The sequence below is a fragment of the Streptomyces sp. NPDC053426 genome (assembly GCF_055585405.1).
The window spans coordinates 62,644-82,811 of the sequence record NZ_JBVJKE010000009.1 but is presented as its reverse complement, the minus strand read 5'-3'; the positions used below and the strand labels follow the sequence as shown (position 1 = coordinate 82,811).

Genomic DNA, 20,168 nt, shown 5'->3' with positions numbered 1-20,168 from the left:
GCGGCTCCGCTTCCCTCCGCTCAGTGGAAGGCCAGCCAGCCGATCCCCGCGACCGCCGTGACACCGCCGACGGCCAGGTCGGCCGGCCGGTGGCGGCGCAGCGCGAAACCGAGCAGCACGGCCGTGAGCAGCACGGCGACCGTTCCGATCGCGCCTTTCAGGAGGCCATGGCTGAAACCGAACTCGTTGATGTGCCGGACGACCCAGACGAACCAGGCGAATCTCATGGTCTGCTGCCGATTCCCTTCTCCCGCACGGCGGTTCGCCGCTCCGTACAAAGGTCGCACAGCACCGGTCCCCTCCTCCCCGGCCGCCGGTAGGCTCACGGCACGATGACTTCTCGTGCCGAACGCAAATACCGGGCGGCCACCGCGTTCCAGCGCCGGATCGGGAATCCGGTCCTGCGCCGGATGCCGTTCCAGACCCTGCTGGAGACCACGGGCCGCGTCTCCGGCCTGCCCCGCCGGACCCCGGTGGGCGGGCGCCGGGTCGGCGGTTCGTTCTGGCTGGTGTCGGAGTTCGGCGAACGGTCGCAGTACGTCCGCAACATCCAGGCGGACCCCCGGGTACGGGTGCGCGTCCGGGGCCGCTGGCACACCGGCACCGCCCGTCTCCTGCCCGACGACGACCCCCTGGCCCGGCTGCGCACCCTGCCCCGCTTCAACAGCGCCGCCGTGCGGGCCTTCGGGGCGGGGCTGCTGACGGTGCGGGTGGACCTGGACGACTGAGGACGAACCGTGTGGGCCCGGTGACGGCCCGCCGCTCCCCGTGTGATCGCCGTCTCGCACGGCTGACGCATCTGCCATGAACAAGGCAAACTGGCGTAGTTGCTCAGGATGCATAGGGGGACTGCATGGACAGTGTGCCGCGAGGACCGGAGCAGCGGCGTCCCGGCTCCTCGACGGAGCCCGGGGCGCTGCGCTTCGGCGTGCTCGGCCCGGTGCGCGCCTGGCGCGACGGCGAGCCCGTCGCCACCGGCAGCCCCCAGCAACGTGCCCTGCTCGCCGCCCTGCTGCTGCGCGAGGGCCGTACGGCCACGGCGGCCGAACTGATCGACGCCCTGTGGGGCGAGGAACCCCCCTCCCAGGCACTGGCGGCGGTGCGTACGTACGCCTCACGGCTGCGGAAGGTGCTGGACCCCGGGGTGCTGGTCAGCGAGTCCGGCGGCTACGCGGTGCGCGGGCTCGGCGAGGGCGCGCTGGACCTCGCGGCGGCGCAGGAGCTGGCGGCGGAGGCGGAGAAGTCCCGCAACACCGGGGACCTGCGCCACGCGCGGAAAGTACTGAGCCGGGCCCTGTCCCTGTGGGACGGCGAGACGCTGGCCGGGGTGCCGGGCCCGTACGCGGAGGCCCAGCGGGTCCGCCTGGAGGAATGGCGGCTCCAACTGCTCGAGTCCCGCCTCGACATGGACCTGGAGCAGGGCTGCCACGCGGAGGCGGTCTCGGAGCTGACGGCCCTGACGGCGGCGCACCCGCTGCGGGAGCGGCTGCGGGAACTGCTGATGCTGGCGCTCTACCGCAGCGGCCGCCAGGCGGAGGCCCTCGCGGTGTACGCGGACACCCGCCGCCTCCTCGCCGACGAACTCGGCGTCGACCCGCGCCCGGACCTGCGGGACCTCCAGCAACGCATCCTCCAGGCCGACCCGGGCCTCGCGGAACCCTCGGCCCCCATGGCGGAACCGGTGACGGCCCCCGTCCGCCCGGCCCAGCTCCCGGCGACGGTGCCGGACTTCACGGGCCGCGCGTCCTTCGTACGGGAGCTGGGCGACGTACTGGCGTCGGCGTCCGGCGCGGAGGGCCGGGTGATGGCGGTGTCGGCGCTGGCCGGCATCGGCGGCGTCGGCAAGACGACGCTGGCGGTGCACGTGGCGCACGGCGCGCGGTCGGCCTTCCCCGACGGCCAGTTGTACGCCGACCTCCAGGGCGCGGGATCCCGTTCCGCGGAGCCGGAGACGGTCCTGGGCTCCTTCCTGCGCGCCCTCGGCACCGCGGACTCGGCGATCCCGGACTCGCTGGAGGAGCGGGCGGCGCTGTACCGCTCGGTCCTGGACGGCCGCAAGGTGCTGGTCCTGCTGGACAACGCGCGTGACGCGGCGCAGGTCAGGCCCCTGCTGCCGGGGACGGCGGGCTGCGCGGCGCTGGTGACGTCGCGGGTGCGGATGGTGGGCCTGGCCGGGGCGCACCTGATCGACCTGGACGTGATGTCACCGGACGAGGCGCTGTCCCTCTTCACGAAGATCGTCGGCGAGGAGCGGGTCGCCTCGGAGCGCGAGGCCGCCCTGGACGTGGTGGCGGCGTGCGGCTTCCTGCCGCTGGCGATCCGCATCGCGGCGTCCCGCCTGGCGGCGAGGCGCACCTGGACGGTCTCGGTCCTGGCGGCGAAACTCGCGGACGAACGCCGCCGCCTGGACGAACTCCAGGCGGGCGACCTGGCGGTCAAGGCCACCTTCGAGCTGGGCTACGGGCAGCTGGAGCCGGCCCAGGCCCGCGCGTTCCGGCTGCTGGGCCTGGCGGACGGCCCGGACATCTCCCTCGCGGCGGCAGCGGCGGTGCTGGACCTGCCCGTGGAGGACACGGAGGACCTGCTGGAGTCCCTGGTGGACACGTCCCTGCTGGAGTCGGCGGCGCCGGGGCGGTACCGGTTCCACGACCTGGTGCGGCTCTACGCGCGTGCGTGCGCGGAGAGGGACGAGCAGCCGCCGAGCGAGCGGGGGGCTGCGCTGTCGCGGTTGCTGGACTTCTATCTGGCGACGGCGGCGGGGGTGTACGCGATCGAACGGCCGGGGGACCGGTTGGTGGACCACTTGGAGGCGACCGAGTATCCGGGGCTGCGGTTCACCGAAGGGACCGCAGCCCTCGACTGGCTGTACACCGAGGCCTCGGCACTGCTGTCCTGCGTACGACAGGCCGCAGGCAGTACCAGGCTGCGACGCGCCGTCGATCTGCTCCTGGCGGCCAAGGACTTGACCGAGTCAGGAGCCAATTCCCACCAGTACGAGACAACCGCCCGGGCGATGTGCGACGCCACACAGTCCGCGGCGGACACACGCGCGGAGGGCAGGGCGCGGACGGCGCTCTCCGATGTCCTCCTGGTCTCAGGCCGCGTTCAGCAAGCGGAGGAGCAGGCCCGGATCGCCATGGGACTGGCGGGCTCCGTGCAGGACGCCACCGCCGTTAGCTGGGTGGCCAACAGCCTCGGGCTGCTCTGCCTTCACCAGGGCCGGTTCGCGGACGGCAAGCCCTTCTTCGAACAGGCCATCGAGGGGTTCCGGGCAGCCGACAACCGCCCCTGCGAAGCGACCAGCCTGGGCAACCTCTCCCGTGCTCACCTGGGCATGGACAACGTCGCGATGGCGGTCGAGATCGCTGAGCGCGGCCTCGCGGTGCACACCGAGATCGGCCGGACAGTGCGCCTCGCGAACGGCCACTTCGCCCTGGGTGTCGCCCTGACGAGGGCCGACCGCCACGCCGAGGCCCTGAGCCAGTTCTCCGATGCCCTCTGCATCTTCAGCGATCACCGACAGCGGCTCTGGGAAGGAGCGACCAACTTCCGGATCGCCGAGGTGCACTTGGCCGCCCATCGCCCGGCACCAGCAGCGCAGCACGCCGAACAGGCTCTCGCGCTGGGCTGCATCGGCGGCGACCGGATGCGGGGCAACGTCCTGACGCTCCTGGGGCGGGCGTTGTCCATGCTGGGGCAGGCGGACCGGGCCACGGCCTGCTGGCGCGAGGCGCTCAGCCTCTACGAGCAGAACGGCGCGGCGGAGGCGGCCGAGGTACGGGCCCTGCTCACGTCGGCCGCTGCGGCGTGACGAGCGCATCTCCTGCCGTGCCACCGGAGCGTTCAGCATTCGTTTATCCCCGCCCGGCATTCTCTTACCCGTCAACCGTCGCGTCGGGGGGCAGACGGTTCGACAGGAGACGCAACCGGCTAATGTGCGGCTCCGAAACGCCCGTTCGGAAGCCTTCGGGGGAAGCTTCCGAACGGGCGTTCCTCCCTCGTTACTACAGAAGAGGAACAAAGCACATGAGCGACAAGAAGGACGCGGACGTCACCACACAGGAGAACGCCATGCCGGCTCCGCCCGCAGAGGGGGCGGAGGTCACCACGCTGGAGAACGCCATGCCCAGCGGGCCGGCCAAGGAGACCATCACGACGATGGAGAACGCCATGCCCGCCCCGCCCGCCCTGGACCTGGACGGCAAGTAGACCTTTTCCCGCACGGGGATCGGCCGCGGCGGCGCGGAGGGGGAGCCGTCGCGGCCGACGTGCGTCTGCACGGGTTTCTGGTCAATCCTTGACTCGAACCGTTCGAATCACTCGAACAACTGGCTGCACTCGTCCTAATGTCACTCCCCGTACGGATCTGCTCTCCCGCGACAGGAGTCCCAGTGACCCGCACCAAGAAGGTTCTCGCCACCATCGCCCTGGCCCTCGGCATCACCGGGATCGTCGCGAGCCCGGCGCTGGCCGACCACCACGCCCCGGTGAGCCCGCAGGACAGCGTCGCAGTGCCGCTCGACAGCCACGCTCCCTGACTCACCGCCCAACCACCGATGGGGCCGAGGGAAACCTCGGCCCCATCGTCGTGCGGCCGTGATCTACGTACCGGCCGGCTCGGCGATCGTGTCGGGTTCGCATGTGGTGATCCGGGTCACGTCCGTGTCGCCGATCTCCACCCGGACCGGCACCGTCCCGGTCCCGGGTACGGCGACGTCCTGGGAACGGGTGAGGACCTCCGCGCCGGTCTCGTCCTCGAACCTCACGGTGACGGTGAAGACGCCGTCCGCGGTGTTCTGGTTGGTGACCTCGACCGTGGCGTACGGGGTCTCCTCCGAGACGCAGTCCACCAGGTTCACCAGGGCGCCCTGCTCGGACGAGGAAGCGCTTCCGCCGCCGTCCCCGCCGCTGCCCGAGGTGTCGTCGTCATCGTCGTGGTCGCGGTACGAGCCGCCGCCCGAGCCCGACGACGAGTCGTGATCCTGGCTCGAGCTGCTGCAACCGCCTCCCCCGTCGTCGCTGCCGCCGCCGTGGCCGCGGCCGGTCGAGAAACCGGTGAGGGTGAGGACGACGAGTGCCGAGACCGCTGTGAGCTTGAGTGTGTTCCCCCGAGGATTCATGGCCCTCAGGCTATCGATCTACGTGTCACGAGCATGTCACCGCCTGGCGACCGTCGCGTACCCGGCGTAGCGTCTGCGGTGGGAGCGGCGGGCCGCCGCTCCCCGCAGCGACGGCCGCCGTCCGACAACCCTTCCGTGCACCCGGTACGACGGCCGTCCGCAGGAGCGGGGTTCACGCCGTCCGCGCCGTCCCCGTCCCCTTCTCCGCGTCCAGCGCGTACACGCAGCGGTCCTTGCTGCACGCGTACACCACGCCGTCCCGGACCACCGGGGAGCCGGTGATCTCGCCGCCGGTCGCCAGCTTCCACCTCAGGCGGCCGTCGTCGGCCTTCAGGGTGTAGAGCAGGTGGTCGCTGGAGCCGAAGTGGATGCGGCCCTCCGCGACCGCGGGCGCGCCCACGATCTCGCCGCCGGACTGGAAGCGCCACTTGGGCGTGCCGGTGACCGCGTCCAGCGTGTACAGGCCCTTGCCGCTGCCCACGTGGACGTGGCCGGCGGCGACCAGGACCGGGTCGACGGAGGCGCGGGACTCGGTGGCGATGCGCCAGCGGTCTCGGCCGTCGGTGGCGTCGAGGGCGTAGACCGTGCCGAGGTAGTCGGCGAGGTAGAGGCCGCCGCCGGTGACCGCCGGGCCGGGGACGAAGGCGGGCGGGGCGAGGAAGACCGCCGGGGCCTCGAAGTGCCAGCGGACGTGGCCGGAGGTGACCTCCAGGGCGAGGACGCGGGTGCCGGCGCAGACGTAGGCGTAGCCGTCGGGGGCGTGCGTCACCCGGACCGGGACGCCGCCGCAGGAGGCCGCGTCGCCGATGGGGTACGACCAGCGCTCGTCGCCGGTGCGGGCGTCGAGGGCGCGCAGGCGGGCGTCCTGCCAGACGTAGACCGTGCCCTCGTGGACGGCGGGGCCGGCCTCGGGGGACTCGAAGTCGGTCTGGCAGCCGCTGATCTCCCACAGCTTCTGGCCGGTGGACGCCTCCCACGCCTGGACGCCACCGCCGCGCGTGCCGGTGACGACGGTGCCGCGGTCGGCCTTGAGGGAGTACACCCAGGCGTCCGTGGACAGCCGCCACAGGTCGCCGCCCTCGCGGGCGTCGAGGGCGAACAGGGTGGGTCCGTCGGAGGCGTGGATACGTCCGTCGGCGACCGCCATCGACCAGGCGACGTCGCGGGTCTTGAAGCGGCGCCGGCCGGTGGCGACGTCGAGGGCGTGCACCTCGAAGGAGGTGACGTAGACGAGGTCGCCGTCGACGGCGGGGGTCCCCCAGACGTCGTTGGACATGCGGAAGCGCCACGGACGCCAGCCGCCGGGCTGGTCCGGCGGCGCGGCGGGCGCGGCGGGTGCCGGTACGGCCGGGTCGGCGCCGTTGACGCCGGGGCGGGGCTTGGACCAGGTGGCGGCCAGGGCGGCGGCCGGCGGGGGTGCCTTGACGGCGGCCGCGCGCGTGTCGGCGACGCGCGGGCCGGGTCCGATGGGCACCATCGCGCCCGCCAGCCGTACGGGACCGGTGTCGGGGGCGCCCGTGGGGGCGCCCACCGGCGCGGGCATCGACGGGGGCGGCGGCGGGACGACCGGGTCGTGCCGGGGCGGCGGAGGGACGTGGGGGCGGGCCCCGCCGCCGGCGCTGCGGCCGGTTCCGTGCGCGGGCCGGACGGTCGTCCGGCCGCCGCGCCGCGTCTCGATCAGGCTCACCGCCCGCTCGGGCAGCCACGCCGACGCCGTACCGCTGTCGTCGGAGCCGGAGCCGAAGAGGTGCGGGGCGAGCTGGGCCTGGAGGTCGGCCGGGTTGGGCCGGGCCGTCGCCTCCATCTGCATGCAGGCCTCGATGAGCGGGCGCAGCTCGTCCGGGAGGCCGTCGAGGTCGGGGCCCTCGCGCAGCAGCATGAAGACGGTCTCGACCGGGTTGGCGCCGTGGAACGGCGGATGTCCCGTGGCGGCGAAGACCAGCATCGAGCCGAGCGAGAACACGTCGCTCGCGCCGGTGACGCTGCGGGAGTCCTTGGCCTGCTCCGGGGACATGTAGGCGGGGGTGCCGACGGCGACGTTCGTCATCGTCAGCCGGGTGTTGGAGACGCCGGAGGCGATACCGAAGTCGATCACCCGGGGGCCGTCCTCGACGACGAGGACGTTGGAGGGTTTCAGGTCGCGGTGGACCAGTCCGGCGCCGTGGATCGACTGGAGCGCCTCCGCGACGCCCGCCGCGAGCCAGCGCACCGCCTGCGCCGGGAGCGGCCCGCACTCGTTCACTATCTCCTCGAGGGAGGGCGCGGGCACGTACGCGGTGGCCAGCCACGGCACGGCGGCGCGCGGGTCGGCGTCCACGACGGCCGCCGTGTAGAAACCGGAGACCGCGCGGGCCGCCTCGACCTCGCGCGTGAAGCGGACCCGGAACAGCTGGTCCTCGGCCAGTTCGGTCCGGACCGTCTTGATCGCCACCCGGCGCCCGGACGCCGAGCGCGCGAGATAGACCAGCCCCATGCCGCCGGCTCCCAGCCGTCCCAGCACCTCGAACGGCCCGATACGCCGCGGATCGTGCTGCGTCAGCTGATCCACCACTTGCCTGCCACCTCCCCGTACGAATCGCGCCACCACCTGTGCCCGCGATCGAAGTGCAGCGTCTCACCACCCCACCGCCGTGGCGGCACGCACCCCGATTCTTCCTGTCCGCGCCCCCGGTTGCGAACCGACCGACAAATAGGGTGTCCAGGTTTTCATACGACACAGAGGGTGGAAACGGCTCGGCGGTTCGGTGGTGCGGTGACTCAGCGGTGCAGCAGTGCGAAGGACGCCCCCTGATTGTCGGTGACCACGGCCGCCGTGCCGTAGGACGTCTCGAAGGGCGGAACCTGGACCCGGCCGCCGAGCCGGACCACCTCCTCCATGGCGGCCCCGGGGTCCTCGACGGCGAAGTGGACGAGGAAGTGCGGCGGCATCTCGGCGGGGAAGACGTCGGAGACCGGCGCGCGGCCGAAGTCGGGGTCGGCGTCCGGGCCGAACAGGGCGTCGTGGAAGAGACCGCCGTAGAAGGTGTTGGCCGCCTGGGTGTCCCGTGTGTAGAGCTGCACCCAGGCGAAGGTGCCCGGCTCGCGGCGGCGCCCGAAGCCGGGGGTCCCGGTGCCCTGCCAGAGGGAGAACACCGCCCCCTCGGAGTCGGTGACGAGCGCGGTGACGCCCAGGTCGCCGAAGGGCACCGGCGGGGAGACGACCTGTCCGCCGGCCGCGCGGATCCGCCGGCACAGCGCCCCGGCGTCCGGGGTGGCGAAGGACACCGTCCACACGGTGGGCAGCCGGCCGTCCGTCTTGTGCGCGAGGGAGGCGACGGGGGCGCCGTCCTTCGACGCCCGCACGGTTCCCTGGGGCTGGTCCTCGAAGGTCCAGCCGAAGAGGTCGCCGTAGAACCGCTTGCCCGCCTCCACGTCGGGAAGCTGCGCGTCCACCCAGCAGGGGGTGCCCTCCGGGTACTCCGACGCCCTGTGCCCCGATGCCCTGTTTTCGGCCATGCCGCCAAAGTAACCGTGTCGCCCGCGGGCCGCAGACCAGGCACACCAGCTTCCACGGACCCGCACACCCCATTTGCAGTCGGCCGAATCGCGCTCGGATCACCCGTCGGTAAGCTGACGGCATGACAGGACAAGTGCGTACCGTCGACGGCCGTGTGGCCGGCCGGCGTGGGCAGGCGACCCGGCAGAAACTGCTCGACTGCCTCAGCGAGATGCTCAGCTCCTCCCCCTACCGGGACGTCAAAGTCATCGATGTCGCACGGAAGGCGGGCACCTCGCCCGCGACCTTCTACCAGTACTTCCCGGACGTCGAGGGCGCCGTCCTGGAGATCGCCGAGCGCACGGCCGCCGAGAGCGCCGGGCTGAGCGAGCTGCTGGAGGGCCGCTCCTGGGCGGGGAAGGCCGGCTGGCAGACGGCGCAGGAACTCGTCGACGGTTTCCTGGAGTTCTGGCGGGACAACGAGGCGATCCTGCGGGTCGTGGACCTCGGTGCGGCCGAGGGGGATAAACGTTTCTACAAGATCCGTATGAAGATCCTGAACTCCGTGAACAACTCGCTGGCGGACTCCGTCGCCGAGCTGCAGGCCAAGGGGCGGATCGACAAGGACGTGAACCCCGCGGCGATCGCCGGCTCGCTGGTGGCCATGCTCGCGGCCGTCGCCTCCCATCAGAAAGGTTTCTCCTCCTGGGGCGTGAAGCAGGCGGAACTCAAACCGAACCTGGCCCTGTTGGTGCACCTGGGGGTCACCGGCAAGAAGCCTGCGAAATAGGTGAAGCGGCTGAAGTAGGCGCCCGGCGGTCCACACCGGTGCGCGGTTCTGCAAGTCCTGTCAGACGGGCGGTGGTTCACTCCGGTGGGCCGCCGCCCGTCGCTTTCCGCGCGGCGCGGGGGAACGGGGAACACGGCACCGTCCGCCCGGCGTTGTGTCCCGGTGAGCCGATCGCAGGCCCGAGCGGCCCCGAGCGACCGAGTGAACGTCCGACGCACACGCCGCAGGAGGAACCCGGAATGGCCCTGACCCGCGAAGAGCGCGAACAGTTCCTGGCCGAGCCGCACGTCGCGGCGCTGGCGGTCGACGCGGGGGACGGCCGCGCCCCGCTCACCGTGCCGATCTGGTACCAGTACGCGCCCGGCGGCGACGTATGGATCATGACCGGTCTGGATTCGCGCAAGAACCTGCTGATCGGCGCGGCGGGGCGGTTCTCCCTCATGGTCGACCGCCTCGAACCCACCATCCGCTACGTCTCGGTCGAGGGGCCGGTGCTCGACACCACCCCGGCCACGATCGAGCAGCTGCGGGAGATCTCCGCGCGCTATCTGCCGGCCGGCAAGGTCGAGGAGTACGTCGACTTCTCCTGGAAGAACCACGGCGAGCAGGTCGTCGTGCGGATGCGGCCCGAGCGGTGGGTGTCGTCGGACCTCGGGTCGGTGTGAGCCCGCCGGGCGCCCGACAATCGGTGCATGGAACCCGATCTTCATGAACTGCTGAGGTCGCTGCGGGTGTGGGACCCGCAGGTCACCGACCTGCCGGCGTTCGACCCGGCCGCCGCGCCCGCCGAACCGCTGCCGCTGTTCACCCGGTGGTTCGCCGAGGCCGTGGCGGCCGGCCAGACCGAGCCGCACACCATGTCCCTGGCCACGGCGGACGCGCGGGGGCTGCCGGACGTACGGATCGTGATGCTGCACGGCGCGGACGACGACGGCTGGTCCTTCGCCACCCACGCGCACAGCCGCAAGGGCGGCCACCTCGCCGCACGCCCGTACGCCGCGCTGGCCTTCTACTGGCCGGTGCTGGGCCGCCAGGTACGGGTACGCGGCCCCGTCGGGACGGCCCCGCCCGAGGAGGCGCAGGCGGACCTGCGCGCCCGCTCCACCGGGGCGCTGGCGGCCGCGCTGACCGGCAGGCAGAGCGAGGTCCTCGGGTCATCGGAGGACCTCGCACGAGCCTCGGAGGCGGCATGGCGACGAGCACGGCACGCACCGGACACCCCGGCCCCGTCCTGGACCCTGTACCGGCTGCGGGCGGACGAGGTGGAGTTCTTCCAGGGCGAGCCCCGACGACGACACGTACGACTCCGCTACCGGCGCGGGGCGGAGGAGGACTGGGTCAGGGAATCGCTGTGGCCGTGAGAACGGGCTCCGGGCCGGTCGCGAGGCGGGTGTCACGGAACGCGTCACGACGGCACGCACGACTCTCCGCACCGGCGGAGAACCCAGACCCGGGGCGGACAGCCCCTGACGCCGTGAACGACGGGCTCCGGACCGGTCGCAAAGCAGGTGTCACGGAACGCGTCACGACGGCACGCACGACTCCGGACCGGCGGAGAGTCCAGGGCCGGGTCAGGGAGTCCCCGTGGTCGGGAAGGCGGGTTCCGGGTCGGTCGCGAGGCGGGCGTGCAGGTGGGCGTCGCGGAAGGCGTCGTGGCGGCCCGCCTCGAAGATCGCGCCGCGCATCGTCCCCTCGTGGCGGAACCCGCAGCGCTCGGCGACCCGGCAGGACGCCTCGTGCCCGACGGCGTGGTCCAGCTCCAGCCGGTGCAGGGCGAGTCCGGTGAGCGCCCAGCGGGCGGTGAGCAGCAGCGCCCGGGTGGCGACGCCCCGGCCGCGCGCCTCGGGGAGCACCCAGTAGCCCGCCGTGCCCCGCCGCAGCGCCGGATGGATGTCGGCGAGGCCGACGTGCCCCAGGACCGTACCGCTGCCGGCGTCGGCTATCCGGAAGGACGCCCCCGTGCCGTCCGCGTCGCGCTGCGCGCCCCGGCGCAGCGACTCCCGGGCACCGTCCAGATCGGTGACCGGCCGGATCGGAGTGTTCCAGCGCTGGAACTCCGGGTCCGTGAGGCCCCGCAGCCACGCCTCCGCATCGGCTCGGGACCCCGGGTCCCAGGGACGCAGCCGCAGGCCGTGGCCGCGCAGTTCGGGAAGTGACCGGGGCGGGGTGTGCTCGCGTGAGGAGGACATGGGGACATTCAAACTCGCGATCCCCTCACGCGTGATCAATCCGCAACCAATTCCGGTCTTGACCGATACCCATCAACCAGGGGCGTGATTACGCTCGCGCTCATGGCCGACTCCTCCGACTCCTCCACGTCCGCGCAGCCCACCGCGCCGAACCGGGCGGACCGCCCCGTCTACGTCATCGGCGGCGGCCCGGGCGGACTCGCCGTCGCGTACGCCCTGCGCGCCCGGGGGGTGCGGGCCGTCGTCCTGGAGCGCTCCGGCCGCGTGGGGGACTCCTGGCGGCGCCACTACGACCGGCTGCGCCTGCACACCACCCGGCGCCTGTCCGCACTGCCCGGGCTGCCGATGCCGCGCCGGTTCGGGCGGTGGGTGGCCCGTGACGACGTGGTCCGGTACCTGGAGAAGTACGCCGAGCACCACCGCCTGGAGATCGTCACCGGTGTCGAGGTCTCCCGGGTCGAGCGCACCCCCGACGGCACCGGCTGGCTGCTGCACGCCACCGGGGGCCGCGAACTGACCGGCGCGGCGGTCGTCGTCGCGACGGGCTTCAACCACACGCCCCGCGTCCCCGACTGGCCCGGCCGGGACACGTACACCGGCGAGTTCCTGCACGCGTCCGAGTACCGCGACGCGAAGCCCTTCGCCGGCCGGGACGTGCTGGTCGTGGGCGTCGGCAACACGGGTGCCGAGATCGCCGTGGACCTGGTGGAGGGGGGCGCCTCCCGGGTGCGCCTCGCGGTGCGCACCCCTCCGCACATCGTGCGCCGCTCGACCGCGGGCTGGCCCGCGCAGTACTCGGGTGTCCTGGTACGCCGGCTGCCGGTCGGCCTCGTCGACCGGCTGTGCCGGGTCCAGGCGAGGGTGGCGCTGCCGGACCTGTCGGACCGGGGGCTTCCGCGTCCCGACTCCGGGCTCTACAGCCGGGTGCGGGAGGGAGCCGTCCCCGTGCAGGACGTCGGTCTCGTCGACGCCGTGCGCAAGGGGGCGGTGGAGGTCGTGGCCGCGGTGGAGGGTTTCGAGGAGGGCGAGGTCGTCCTGGCGGACGGTGACCGTGTCGGTCCGGACGCGGTCGTGGCGGCCACGGGGTACGAGCGTGGTCTGGAGGGGCTGGTCGGCGGGCTCGGCGTCCTCGACGACCGCGGCAGGCCGGTCGTCCACGGCGGCCGTACCCCGGCCGGCGCGCCCGGCCTCTACTTCACGGGGTTCACCAATCCGATCAGCGGCAATCTTCGCGAACTGGCGCTGGACGCGCAGCGGATAGCCCGAGCGGTGGCCCGCACGGGGGGAGCCTCCCGACTCCCCGCCTAGCTGCGGGCAGTCGTGCCTCCCCCAGTGCCTAAAGGGCCTGGGAGGTACCCCCAGGGCGATGGGGGTCCCCCCGCTCGAGCGAAGCCGAGAGTGGGGGAGAAGCCGAGAGTGGGGGAGGCACCCCGCGAACGCCGGGCTGCGCGACACCCCCCGCCCCGCCCCGACCCCTCAGGCGACCGCCGTCGCGAGGGGAGCCGGCCGCCGCCGGATCACCAGCGCCATCAGCGCCGCCGCCGCGCACAACGCCCCCGACGCGATCCAGACCACGTCGTACGACCCGAACCTGTCCCGCGCGACACCCCCGAGGAAGGCGACGACGGCCGCGCCCACCTGGTGCGAGGCCAGCACCCACCCGAACACGATCGGACTGTCCTCGCCGTAGTGCTCACGGCACAGCGCGAGCGTCGGCGGCACGGTGGCGACCCAGTCCAGCCCGTAGAAGACGATGAAGAACAGCATCGGCGGATGCACGCTCGGCGCCAGCAGGATCGGCAGGAACAGCAGCGAGATCCCCCGCAGCGCGTAGTACACCGCGAGCAGCCGGCGCGCGTCGAAGCGGTCCGTGAACCATCCGGACGCCACCGTCCCGACGACGTCGAAGACGCCGATGACGGCCAGCAGGGACGCCGCGGTCGTGATCGGCATACCGTGGTCGTGGGACGCGGGCACGAAGTGGGTCTGGATCAGCCCGTTGGTCGAGGCGCCGCAGATCGCGAAGGTCCCGGCGAGCAACCAGAACGGCCCCGTCCGCACCGCCGAGAACAGTACGGTCAGCGCGCGCCGGGCAGCCCCCGGGACGGGCTCCGGCTTCGGCACGAACTCCTTGGCCCCGTACGGCTTCACCCCCACGTCGGCCGGATGGTCGTGCAGCAGCAGCCAGACGAACGGGACGACGGCCAGCGCGGCGAGCGCCACGGTGACGGCCGCCGGCCGCCATTCGTACCGCGAGACGATCCAGGACAGCAGCGGCAGGAAGATCAGCTGCCCGGAGGCGGACGCGGCGGTGAGGATGCCGGTGACCAGGCCCCGGCGCTCGGTGAACCAGCGGTTGGTGACGGTCGCGGCGAAGGCCAGCGCCATGGAACCGGAGCCGAGCCCCACCAGCAGGCCCCAGCACAGCAGCAGTTGCCAGGGCGCCGTCATCCACACCGTCAGGCCCGAGCCGAGCGCGATCACGCTGAGGGCGACCGCGACCACCTTCCGGATGCCGTAGCGGTCCATCAGCGCCGCCGCGAACGGCGCGGTGAGGCCGTACAGCGCGAGGTTCACGGAGACCGCCGCGCCGATGGTCCCGCGCGACCAGCCGAACTCCTCGTGCAGCGGGTCGATGAACAGGCCCGGTACGGAACGGAAGGCGGCGGCACCGATGATCGTCACGAAGGTGACGGCGGCGACGAACCACGCGCGGTGCACGCGGGTGCGGGTCGGCTTCGGGCCGCTCGCGGGCGGCTCCACGACGGCGGCTGTCTCGCTTGTCTGGGTCACGCCATAGAGCTTCCGGGATCGGGCCCGCCGCAACGAGTGGCCCGAAGGACAGCATTCGTTAGGATCGGGCCATGGATCCGGTCGAGCCCTCCCCAGCATCCGCCGACTTCCGGCCCCACCGCGTCGTCGTCCTCGCCCTCGACGGGCTGCTCCCCTTCGAACTGGGCATCCCGCACCGCATCTTCGGCCGCCCGAAGGACGGGCGGGGGCGGCGCCTGTACGAGGTGATCACCTGCTCGGTCCGGCCGCCCGGGCCGGTGGAGACCGACGCCGACTTCGCCATCCACGTCGCCCACGGCCCCGAGGCCCTGGCCACCGCCGACACGGTGATCGTCCCGGCGTCCTACGAGCTCGGCCCGGTGTTCGAGCGGGGCGAGCTGACCGACGAACTGGCCGCCGCCCTCGCCCGCATCCGCCCCGGCACCCGGCTCGCCTCCATCTGCACCGGCGTGTACGTCCTGGCCGCCGCCGGGTATCTCGACGGCCGGCCCGCCACCACCCACTGGGCCGACTCCGAGCGCCTCCAGCGGCTGTTCCCGCGGATCGAGGTCGACCCGGACGTTTTGTTCGTCGATGACGGAGACATTCTGACGTCGGCGGGCGTCGCGGCCGGGATCGACCTGTGCCTGCACATCGTGCGACGCGACCACGGCACCGTCGTGGCCAACGAGGTGGCCCGCCGTACGGTCGTACCGCCGCACCGGGACGGCGGGCAGGCGCAGTACATCGAGCGGCCGGTGCCCGATCCGCAGCAGTCCTCCACGAGCGGTGCCCGCGCGTGGGCGCTGGGCCGGCTGCACGAGCCGATCCAGTTGCGCGACATGGCCGCGCGGGAGGCGATGTCGGTACGCACCTTCACGCGCCGCTTCCGGGAGGAGTCCGGTGTCAGTCCGGGGCAGTGGCTGACCCGGCAGCGGGTGGAGCGGGCCCGGCATCTGCTGGAGTCCACCGACCTGTCCGTGGACCAGGTGGCCCGCGACGCCGGTTTCGGCACGGCCCAGTCGATGCGGCAGCACCTCCAGGCGGCGCTGGGGGTGACGCCGACGGCGTACCGGCGGACCTTCCGGGCCGGCACGGCCGCGTCCGCCTGAGGGCGGGCGGGAGGTCGCCCACAGGCTGTGGAGAACCGGGGACCCGGCCGGCGGTGGCGGTGCGGCGCCGTCCGCCCCGAGCACGGCGGCGCCGCACCGCTCTTCGGCTTCGGCGCTCCCGCCCGGGTTCCCCCCGGCCCTGAGGGAACCGACGCCGAATCACGACCCACACTCGTCGAGGGCTCCCGTCGTCGAGCCCTCGCCGTCCCCTCGCGGCGAATCGCTGACGAACAGAGTGATCAAACGGTCACGGCACGTCAACACCGATTCGGGCGACAATGACCCGCTTGGGGCATATGCCCTGTCGACCGGCACCGCGCACGGAAGCACACCCGGCGCACCCCACCACACCCCCACCCGCCCGACCGACCCACCGTGCACCTGTGCCCCGCACCCCTGCAGGGGGGCGGGGCCGCGCATTCAGAAGCGCAGGGAACCGCACCAAAAGGGCACGGACAACTCCCCAAGGGGCGCGGGGAACTGCGCAAAGAAAGGGGCGCGGGGAACTGCGCGATCAACCACAACCGACCCGCACCCGCCACACGACCCGGCACCCCGAGCTCTTGCGCGCCCACACAACACGCGCCCCGCGTGCACTACACCGCTTCGTAAGCCAACCCACCACACGCCGGCGCCCCGTCGGAGACCTGGCCGCAGCGATCCAACTCGCACCAGATCCGCTTGCCGGCCCCCTCCGCACTCCACCCCCACCGATCCGCCAGCCCGTCCACCAGCGCGAGCCCGCGCCCGCCCGTCGCCTCGCCGTCCACACAGCGCGGCACCGGCGCCCGCTCGCTGCGGTCGGTCACCTCCAGGCGGACGGTGGCCTCCCCGGCGTCCTCCCCCGGCAGGGAGAGCCGCAGCACGGCCGGACGGCCGGTGTGCACCACGGCGTTGGTGACGAGCTCCGAGACGAGCAGGATCAGGGTCTCGGCGAGCGGTTCGTCGGCCCCTATGCCCGAACCGGCCAGCCGCGAACGGGCCCACCGACGGGCCCGTCCCACCTCAGCGGGGTCGGGCCGGATCTCCAGCTGCACTTGAAGCACCTGCACCGCTCACACCATCCGAACCGGCGGACACTTGGACTCGCGCCTCACGAGGGCCACGATCGTAGCCATTTTCTGCATGGCCAGAACAACGGCCGGGACAGGGGTCACGGAACGTGAATCCCTTGTGGGACAGCTTGGTTGACGTACAGTCACCCCAACAAGCGCTTCGGGCATATTCCAGCGCGAAGGAGTACACGTACGGCATACTGTGCGACGCTCGCCGCGGGAAGTCGAACGGGCGCCGGCGTTTCGCCTGGCCACCCGGCGGGAAGTCGCAGGCACCGGCCGGTACGGAGTCGCCTCGGGGGCGACTCCGGCGCGGTGCGTACGCGGGACCACTCGCATCCCACACAAGGTACCGGAGCGGACGTCCGACTCCGGGCCGTGACGAGTGCCGCACAGGACACAAGCCGGTATCAACCCTCCGTGATCATGAAAATGCCACGATCCGTGACATCCGCGCGGAGGGGTTCCACCGGGGCCGCCAGGGCCACCGCGGCCGCCGGAGCTACTCGGGGACGGTGAAGTAGCGGGCGAAGGACCGGACGATCTCCTCCTCGCCGATCCTGCCGTCGCCGTCCGAGTCCAGCGCGGCGGCGGCCGTACGGGCGAGGTCCTCGGGGACGCCGAGCACCTTGAGGACCCGCGCGGTGTCCTCGACGCCGGCCGTGCCGTCCCCGCCGGTGCCGGCGACGGCGAGCGCCGCGTGCAGGAAGGGGCGGGCGATCTCGGCGAACCGGTCCGGGTTGTCCCGCAACCGCTTGACCGCGCCGTTCACGAACTCCTCGCGCGTGATGCGCTGGTCGCCGTCGCGGTCCGCGATCCCCGCCATGCCCTGCCAGAACGCCTCCGCGCCGATGTACAGGGCCTGGCCCCGGTCGGAGCGGGCCGCGACGTCGAACTCGGCGAGCAGCGCCTTGGCCGCTCCGCTGAAGTCCTCGCGGTCGATGTAGCCGTTGCCGTCCTGGTCGAAGCCCGCGAAGCGGGCCGCGATCCTGCGCTCGTACTCGCTGGTGACCATGTCTCTCAGGCCGCCTTAGGTCAGTGGGTCGTCTCGCTGGGAGCGTACGTGGTGGAGGACCGCCGGGGAGCCGGAAAACGACGCCTGGACCAAGACCGGGGGAATAACGGGACAAGCGTGTGACACGTGCGAGCGCCCGCGCGGGGCGTCACGCCGACAGCGGGCGGGAGTCCTCGTCGACCGCGGAGGGGACGTCCGGGTGGATCTCGAAGAGCCGGCGGACCCCGAGGGCGCCGAGCACCTTGTTGACGTGACTGCCGTCGGCGGCCCCCCGCGCGGGGAGGATCAGCCGCAGGCTGCCCCGGCAGGAGCGGAGCAGCCGGCGGGAGGCTATGAGCACGCCGACCCCGCTGGAGTCGCAGAACCACACCTCGGAGAGGTCGAGGACGAGGCTGTGCCTGCCCTCGGCCACCACGTCGTGCACCCGCTGGCGCAGCACCGGGGACGTCACCAGGTCCAGTTCGCCCGAGACCCGGAGCACGGTCCACTCGCCGTGCTCCCCGTCGGTCACTTTGAAGGTCACCACCACGCCCCTCGCTCGCCGATCGCCCACCGAAACGGAAGAAGTCCCTACGCTTCCTCGCAGCGCGGCTGCCCACCGGCCGTTCCCTGAAACGCGAGCCGAGAAACGGATACCGAACAGAAAGGGCTTATTTTAGTCGCCTTCGATCTGATTCGATCGGTTCCGATCGGTGCGGAGGTGGGCAGGTGCGGCCCGGACGGTGTCCGACGTGGGCGGGCGGCCCCTTACCACCCGCGGCTCCTCCAGGGGCGCACATTGCCATAAAGGGGCGTGCGCCCTCCTGCGCGCCGACTACATTCTTGGGGTCGCAGGCCACACCGGAACCGGGCACCGACCGACCCGGGACCGGGAAGGAACAGGGGGTGAGGGGCCGCATGCCGACAACGGACGTACCGCCCCGCTGGGACCGCAGGATGCAGCAGCGGCTCGCACGCGGGGAGGCGGCGGCGCTCGGTGAGCTCTACGACCGGTTCGCCTCGCTCGTGCACGGCCTCGCCCACCGCGTCGTCGGCGACGAACACGCCGACGCCGTCACCCGTGACGTCTTCGCCCACGTCTGGGAACACCCGGACTCCTACGACCCCGCGCGGGAACCCCTGCGCACCTGGCTCGCCGAGCTGACCAGCCTGCTGGCCGTACGGCGGCTGCGCACCACGGAGACCGCGGCGCTCGCCCGCGGCGGCCCCGGCACCACGGAGGACCTGGAGCGCACGGTGCGGCACGCCTCGGTGGCGGCCCGCGCCGACTACATCGTCCAGTCCATGCCGGCACCCCTGCGGGCCGCCCTGGAGCTGGCGTACTTCCAGCGCCGGGACTACCGCCAGACCGCCGCCGACCTGGGCGTCACCGACGACGAGGCCCGCCGCCGGCTCCGCCTCGGCCTGCAGTTGCTGGCCACCGCGCACGACACCGGGGCCCCGGGCGCCCCGCCCGGAATCGGGGGCGCCGCGTGAGCGAGCACCGGGCCGGACCGCTCGTGCTGGAACACCACGTGCTGAAGTCGCTGCTGGGTGCCTGGGCGCTGGCCGCCTGCGCGCAGGCGGAGGCGGACGCCGTCGAGGAGCACCTCGGCGCCTGCGGGCCCTGCGCGGACGAGGCGCTGCGGCTGCGCGAGGCGGTCGGCCTGCTCCAGCGGCCCGAGAGCCTGGACCTGGACCCCGGCCTGCGCACCCGCGTCCTGGAGGCCTGTCTGGAACGGCGCCCGCCCCGCGTCCCCGTGCCGGAGTGGGCCGCCGCGTACGACGCCGAGACCGCGCGGCTGGACGCGCTGCTCCAGGACTTCGGCGACTCCGAGTGGCACGCGCCGGTGCGGCTGCGCTGGTACGAGTCCGACGAGGCGAGCAGCCGCCGTACCACCGTCGCCGGGGTCATCGCGCACCTGCTGGCGGTCGACGGGCTGGTCGCGGTCGCCCTCGGCCTCGACGACCCGCTCGGCGACGCCACGGCCGCCCGGCCCACCCCGTCGGACCGCACCGAGGCGTACTGGCGGGCCGCCCGCTTCCCGCCCACCCGGGCGGTGCGGGCGCCCTGGCGGAAGCAGAGCCACGACCTCGTGCGGACGGTGTCCTTCACGGACGACGGCACCGGGCGGCTGCCGGTGTCGTACGGCGACTACGAACTGCCGCTGCACGACGCGATGCTGGACCGGGCCTTCGAGTGCTGGGTGCACGCGGAGGACATCGCCGAGGCGGTGGACTACCCGTACGACCCGCCCTCCGGGCGGCATCTGCACCGCATCGTCGACCTGGCCGCACGGATGCTGCCGGCCGTCCTCGAACACCGCCGGCTGCACGGGCTGGCCTCCCCCGTGGAGCGGCACCTGGTCGCCGCCGGGGAGCCGGGGCGCAGCCTGCGGCTGGAGATCGAGGGGTCCGGCGGAGGCGAGTGGCTGATCCCGCTGGACTCTCCGGCGGCGAAGGGGTCGGCCGAGCACGAGGTGGCGCATGTCGCGCTGGACGGGGCGGAGTTCTGCAGGCTCGCGGCGGGACACGTCCCGCCGCGAGAGGCCGCGGTGGGGCAGGTCGGCGACCGCGAGGCGATCAGGGACGTGCTGTTCGCGGCGGCGAGCATGAGCCGGATGTAGGGGCGGGATTCCGTTTCGTCGGCGGCTGCGGGTG

General features: G+C 73.0%; 20 protein-coding genes. 11 read left to right on the top strand and 9 right to left on the bottom strand.

Annotated elements, in window-relative coordinates; all coding sequences use genetic code 11:
- Window positions 1-20 precede the first annotated feature (20 nt).
- Window positions 21-227, bottom strand: coding sequence for a hypothetical protein (locus ACZ62B_RS19635; protein WP_468881131.1), 207 nt, complete (start codon window positions 225-227; stop codon window positions 21-23).
- A gap of 105 nt (window positions 228-332) precedes the next feature.
- Here ACZ62B_RS19635 and ACZ62B_RS19630 point away from each other — a divergent pair, with 105 nt between their 5' ends.
- The 4 genes from ACZ62B_RS19630 (at window position 333) to ACZ62B_RS19615 (ending at window position 4,538) form a co-directional block, all read left to right on the top strand.
- On the top strand, window positions 333-728 hold the full coding sequence (locus ACZ62B_RS19630; RefSeq protein ID WP_073934494.1) for a nitroreductase/quinone reductase family protein: 396 nt from the start codon (window positions 333-335) through the stop codon (window positions 726-728).
- A 125-nt stretch (window positions 729-853) separates the two neighbouring features.
- Window positions 854-3,811 carry an SARP-family global regulator AfsR gene (gene afsR, locus ACZ62B_RS19625; RefSeq protein WP_469691371.1) on the top strand — a complete coding sequence of 986 codons (2,958 nt, stop codon included), beginning with the start codon at window positions 854-856 and terminating at the stop codon, window positions 3,809-3,811.
- A gap of 215 nt (window positions 3,812-4,026) precedes the next feature.
- On the top strand, window positions 4,027-4,209 hold the full coding sequence (gene afsS / locus ACZ62B_RS19620; protein ID WP_469691368.1) for a regulatory protein AfsS: 183 nt from the start codon (window positions 4,027-4,029) through the stop codon (window positions 4,207-4,209).
- Window positions 4,210-4,391: 182 nt separating this feature from the next.
- A complete protein-coding gene (locus ACZ62B_RS19615) occupies window positions 4,392-4,538 on the top strand; it encodes a hypothetical protein (RefSeq protein WP_469691364.1) in 147 nt (48 codons plus the stop codon).
- A 63-nt stretch (window positions 4,539-4,601) separates the two neighbouring features.
- Here ACZ62B_RS19615 and ACZ62B_RS19610 read toward each other — a convergent pair whose 3' ends face one another.
- The 3 genes from ACZ62B_RS19610 to kbpA form a co-directional block, all read right to left on the bottom strand.
- Window positions 4,602-5,120 (bottom strand): hypothetical protein, encoded by a 519-nt coding sequence (locus ACZ62B_RS19610; RefSeq protein ID WP_469691362.1) that lies wholly within the window; start codon window positions 5,118-5,120, stop codon window positions 4,602-4,604.
- Between the two features lie 172 nt (window positions 5,121-5,292).
- A complete protein-coding gene (gene afsK, locus ACZ62B_RS19605; RefSeq protein WP_469691360.1) occupies window positions 5,293-7,671 on the bottom strand; it encodes a protein serine/threonine kinase AfsK in 2,379 nt (792 codons plus the stop codon).
- 206 nt (window positions 7,672-7,877) lie between these two features.
- On the bottom strand, window positions 7,878-8,615 hold the full coding sequence (kbpA, locus tag ACZ62B_RS19600; protein WP_344555232.1) for an AfsK-binding protein KbpA: 738 nt from the start codon (window positions 8,613-8,615) through the stop codon (window positions 7,878-7,880).
- 134 nt (window positions 8,616-8,749) lie between these two features.
- Between kbpA and ACZ62B_RS19595 the strand changes: the two genes are divergently transcribed.
- From ACZ62B_RS19595 to ACZ62B_RS19585, 3 genes are all read left to right on the top strand, one after another.
- On the top strand, window positions 8,750-9,385 hold the full coding sequence (locus ACZ62B_RS19595; RefSeq protein WP_344555348.1) for a TetR family transcriptional regulator: 636 nt from the start codon (window positions 8,750-8,752) through the stop codon (window positions 9,383-9,385).
- Window positions 9,386-9,624: 239 nt separating this feature from the next.
- Complete coding sequence (locus ACZ62B_RS19590) at window positions 9,625-10,050, top strand: pyridoxamine 5'-phosphate oxidase family protein (RefSeq protein WP_344555234.1); 426 nt, start codon at window positions 9,625-9,627, stop codon at window positions 10,048-10,050.
- Window positions 10,051-10,077: 27 nt separating this feature from the next.
- On the top strand, window positions 10,078-10,746 hold the full coding sequence (locus ACZ62B_RS19585) for a pyridoxine/pyridoxamine 5'-phosphate oxidase (protein ID WP_468719226.1): 669 nt from the start codon (window positions 10,078-10,080) through the stop codon (window positions 10,744-10,746).
- Between the two features lie 210 nt (window positions 10,747-10,956).
- Here ACZ62B_RS19585 and ACZ62B_RS19580 read toward each other — a convergent pair whose 3' ends face one another.
- Window positions 10,957-11,574, bottom strand: a complete 618-nt coding sequence (locus ACZ62B_RS19580) for a GNAT family N-acetyltransferase (protein ID WP_344555238.1) — start codon at window positions 11,572-11,574, stop codon at window positions 10,957-10,959.
- 102 nt (window positions 11,575-11,676) lie between these two features.
- Between ACZ62B_RS19580 and ACZ62B_RS19575 the strand changes: the two genes are divergently transcribed.
- Window positions 11,677-12,882 carry a flavin-containing monooxygenase gene (locus tag ACZ62B_RS19575; protein WP_469691349.1) on the top strand — a complete coding sequence of 402 codons (1,206 nt, stop codon included), beginning with the start codon at window positions 11,677-11,679 and terminating at the stop codon, window positions 12,880-12,882.
- A 168-nt stretch (window positions 12,883-13,050) separates the two neighbouring features.
- Here the strand turns inward: ACZ62B_RS19575 and ACZ62B_RS19570 are convergent, their stop codons facing one another.
- Window positions 13,051-14,367, bottom strand: a complete 1,317-nt coding sequence (locus ACZ62B_RS19570) for an MFS transporter (RefSeq protein WP_468719227.1) — start codon at window positions 14,365-14,367, stop codon at window positions 13,051-13,053.
- 71 nt (window positions 14,368-14,438) lie between these two features.
- Between ACZ62B_RS19570 and ACZ62B_RS19565 the strand changes: the two genes are divergently transcribed.
- Window positions 14,439-15,458 (top strand): GlxA family transcriptional regulator, encoded by a 1,020-nt coding sequence (locus ACZ62B_RS19565; protein WP_344555243.1) that lies wholly within the window; start codon window positions 14,439-14,441, stop codon window positions 15,456-15,458.
- A gap of 596 nt (window positions 15,459-16,054) precedes the next feature.
- Here the strand turns inward: ACZ62B_RS19565 and ACZ62B_RS19560 are convergent.
- The 3 genes from ACZ62B_RS19560 to ACZ62B_RS19550 form a co-directional block, all read right to left on the bottom strand.
- Complete coding sequence (locus tag ACZ62B_RS19560) at window positions 16,055-16,495, bottom strand: ATP-binding protein (protein ID WP_468881108.1); 441 nt, start codon at window positions 16,493-16,495, stop codon at window positions 16,055-16,057.
- A gap of 520 nt (window positions 16,496-17,015) precedes the next feature.
- The gene (locus ACZ62B_RS19555) at window positions 17,016-17,528 is read right to left on the bottom strand and encodes an EF-hand domain-containing protein (RefSeq protein ID WP_344555246.1); all 513 of its coding nucleotides are present in this window, start codon (window positions 17,526-17,528) and stop codon (window positions 17,016-17,018) included.
- A gap of 148 nt (window positions 17,529-17,676) precedes the next feature.
- Complete coding sequence (locus ACZ62B_RS19550; protein WP_344555248.1) at window positions 17,677-18,057, bottom strand: STAS domain-containing protein; 381 nt, start codon at window positions 18,055-18,057, stop codon at window positions 17,677-17,679.
- Window positions 18,058-18,425: 368 nt separating this feature from the next.
- On the opposite strand from ACZ62B_RS19550, the gene ACZ62B_RS19545 reads away from it, so the two are divergent.
- Complete coding sequence (locus ACZ62B_RS19545; RefSeq protein WP_344555249.1) at window positions 18,426-19,004, top strand: sigma factor; 579 nt, start codon at window positions 18,426-18,428, stop codon at window positions 19,002-19,004.
- A complete protein-coding gene (locus ACZ62B_RS19540) occupies window positions 19,001-20,134 on the top strand; it encodes a maleylpyruvate isomerase N-terminal domain-containing protein (protein ID WP_344555251.1) in 1,134 nt (377 codons plus the stop codon). The genes ACZ62B_RS19545 and ACZ62B_RS19540 overlap by 4 nt, the downstream gene beginning before the upstream one ends.
- Window positions 20,135-20,168: the final 34 nt, after the last annotated feature.

What these genes read in the sequence shown, in the direction of transcription:
- ACZ62B_RS19635 (WP_468881131.1), bottom strand. Translation starts at nt 227, where the DNA reads ATGAGATTCGCCTGGTTCGTCTGGGTCGTCCGGCACATCAACGAGTTC.
- ACZ62B_RS19630 (WP_073934494.1), top strand. Translation starts at nt 333, where the DNA reads ATGACTTCTCGTGCCGAACGCAAATACCGGGCGGCCACCGCGTTCCAG.
- afsR (WP_469691371.1), top strand. Translation starts at nt 854, where the DNA reads ATGGACAGTGTGCCGCGAGGACCGGAGCAGCGGCGTCCCGGCTCCTCG.
- afsS (WP_469691368.1), top strand. Translation starts at nt 4,027, where the DNA reads ATGAGCGACAAGAAGGACGCGGACGTCACCACACAGGAGAACGCCATG.
- ACZ62B_RS19610 (WP_469691362.1), bottom strand. Translation starts at nt 5,120, where the DNA reads ATGAATCCTCGGGGGAACACACTCAAGCTCACAGCGGTCTCGGCACTC.
- kbpA (WP_344555232.1), bottom strand. Translation starts at nt 8,615, where the DNA reads ATGGCCGAAAACAGGGCATCGGGGCACAGGGCGTCGGAGTACCCGGAG.
- ACZ62B_RS19590 (WP_344555234.1), top strand. Translation starts at nt 9,625, where the DNA reads ATGGCCCTGACCCGCGAAGAGCGCGAACAGTTCCTGGCCGAGCCGCAC.
- ACZ62B_RS19585 (WP_468719226.1), top strand. Translation starts at nt 10,078, where the DNA reads ATGGAACCCGATCTTCATGAACTGCTGAGGTCGCTGCGGGTGTGGGAC.
- ACZ62B_RS19580 (WP_344555238.1), bottom strand. Translation starts at nt 11,574, where the DNA reads ATGTCCTCCTCACGCGAGCACACCCCGCCCCGGTCACTTCCCGAACTG.
- ACZ62B_RS19575 (WP_469691349.1), top strand. Translation starts at nt 11,677, where the DNA reads ATGGCCGACTCCTCCGACTCCTCCACGTCCGCGCAGCCCACCGCGCCG.
- ACZ62B_RS19565 (WP_344555243.1), top strand. Translation starts at nt 14,439, where the DNA reads ATGGATCCGGTCGAGCCCTCCCCAGCATCCGCCGACTTCCGGCCCCAC.
- ACZ62B_RS19555 (WP_344555246.1), bottom strand. Translation starts at nt 17,528, where the DNA reads ATGGTCACCAGCGAGTACGAGCGCAGGATCGCGGCCCGCTTCGCGGGC.
- ACZ62B_RS19545 (WP_344555249.1), top strand. Translation starts at nt 18,426, where the DNA reads ATGCCGACAACGGACGTACCGCCCCGCTGGGACCGCAGGATGCAGCAG.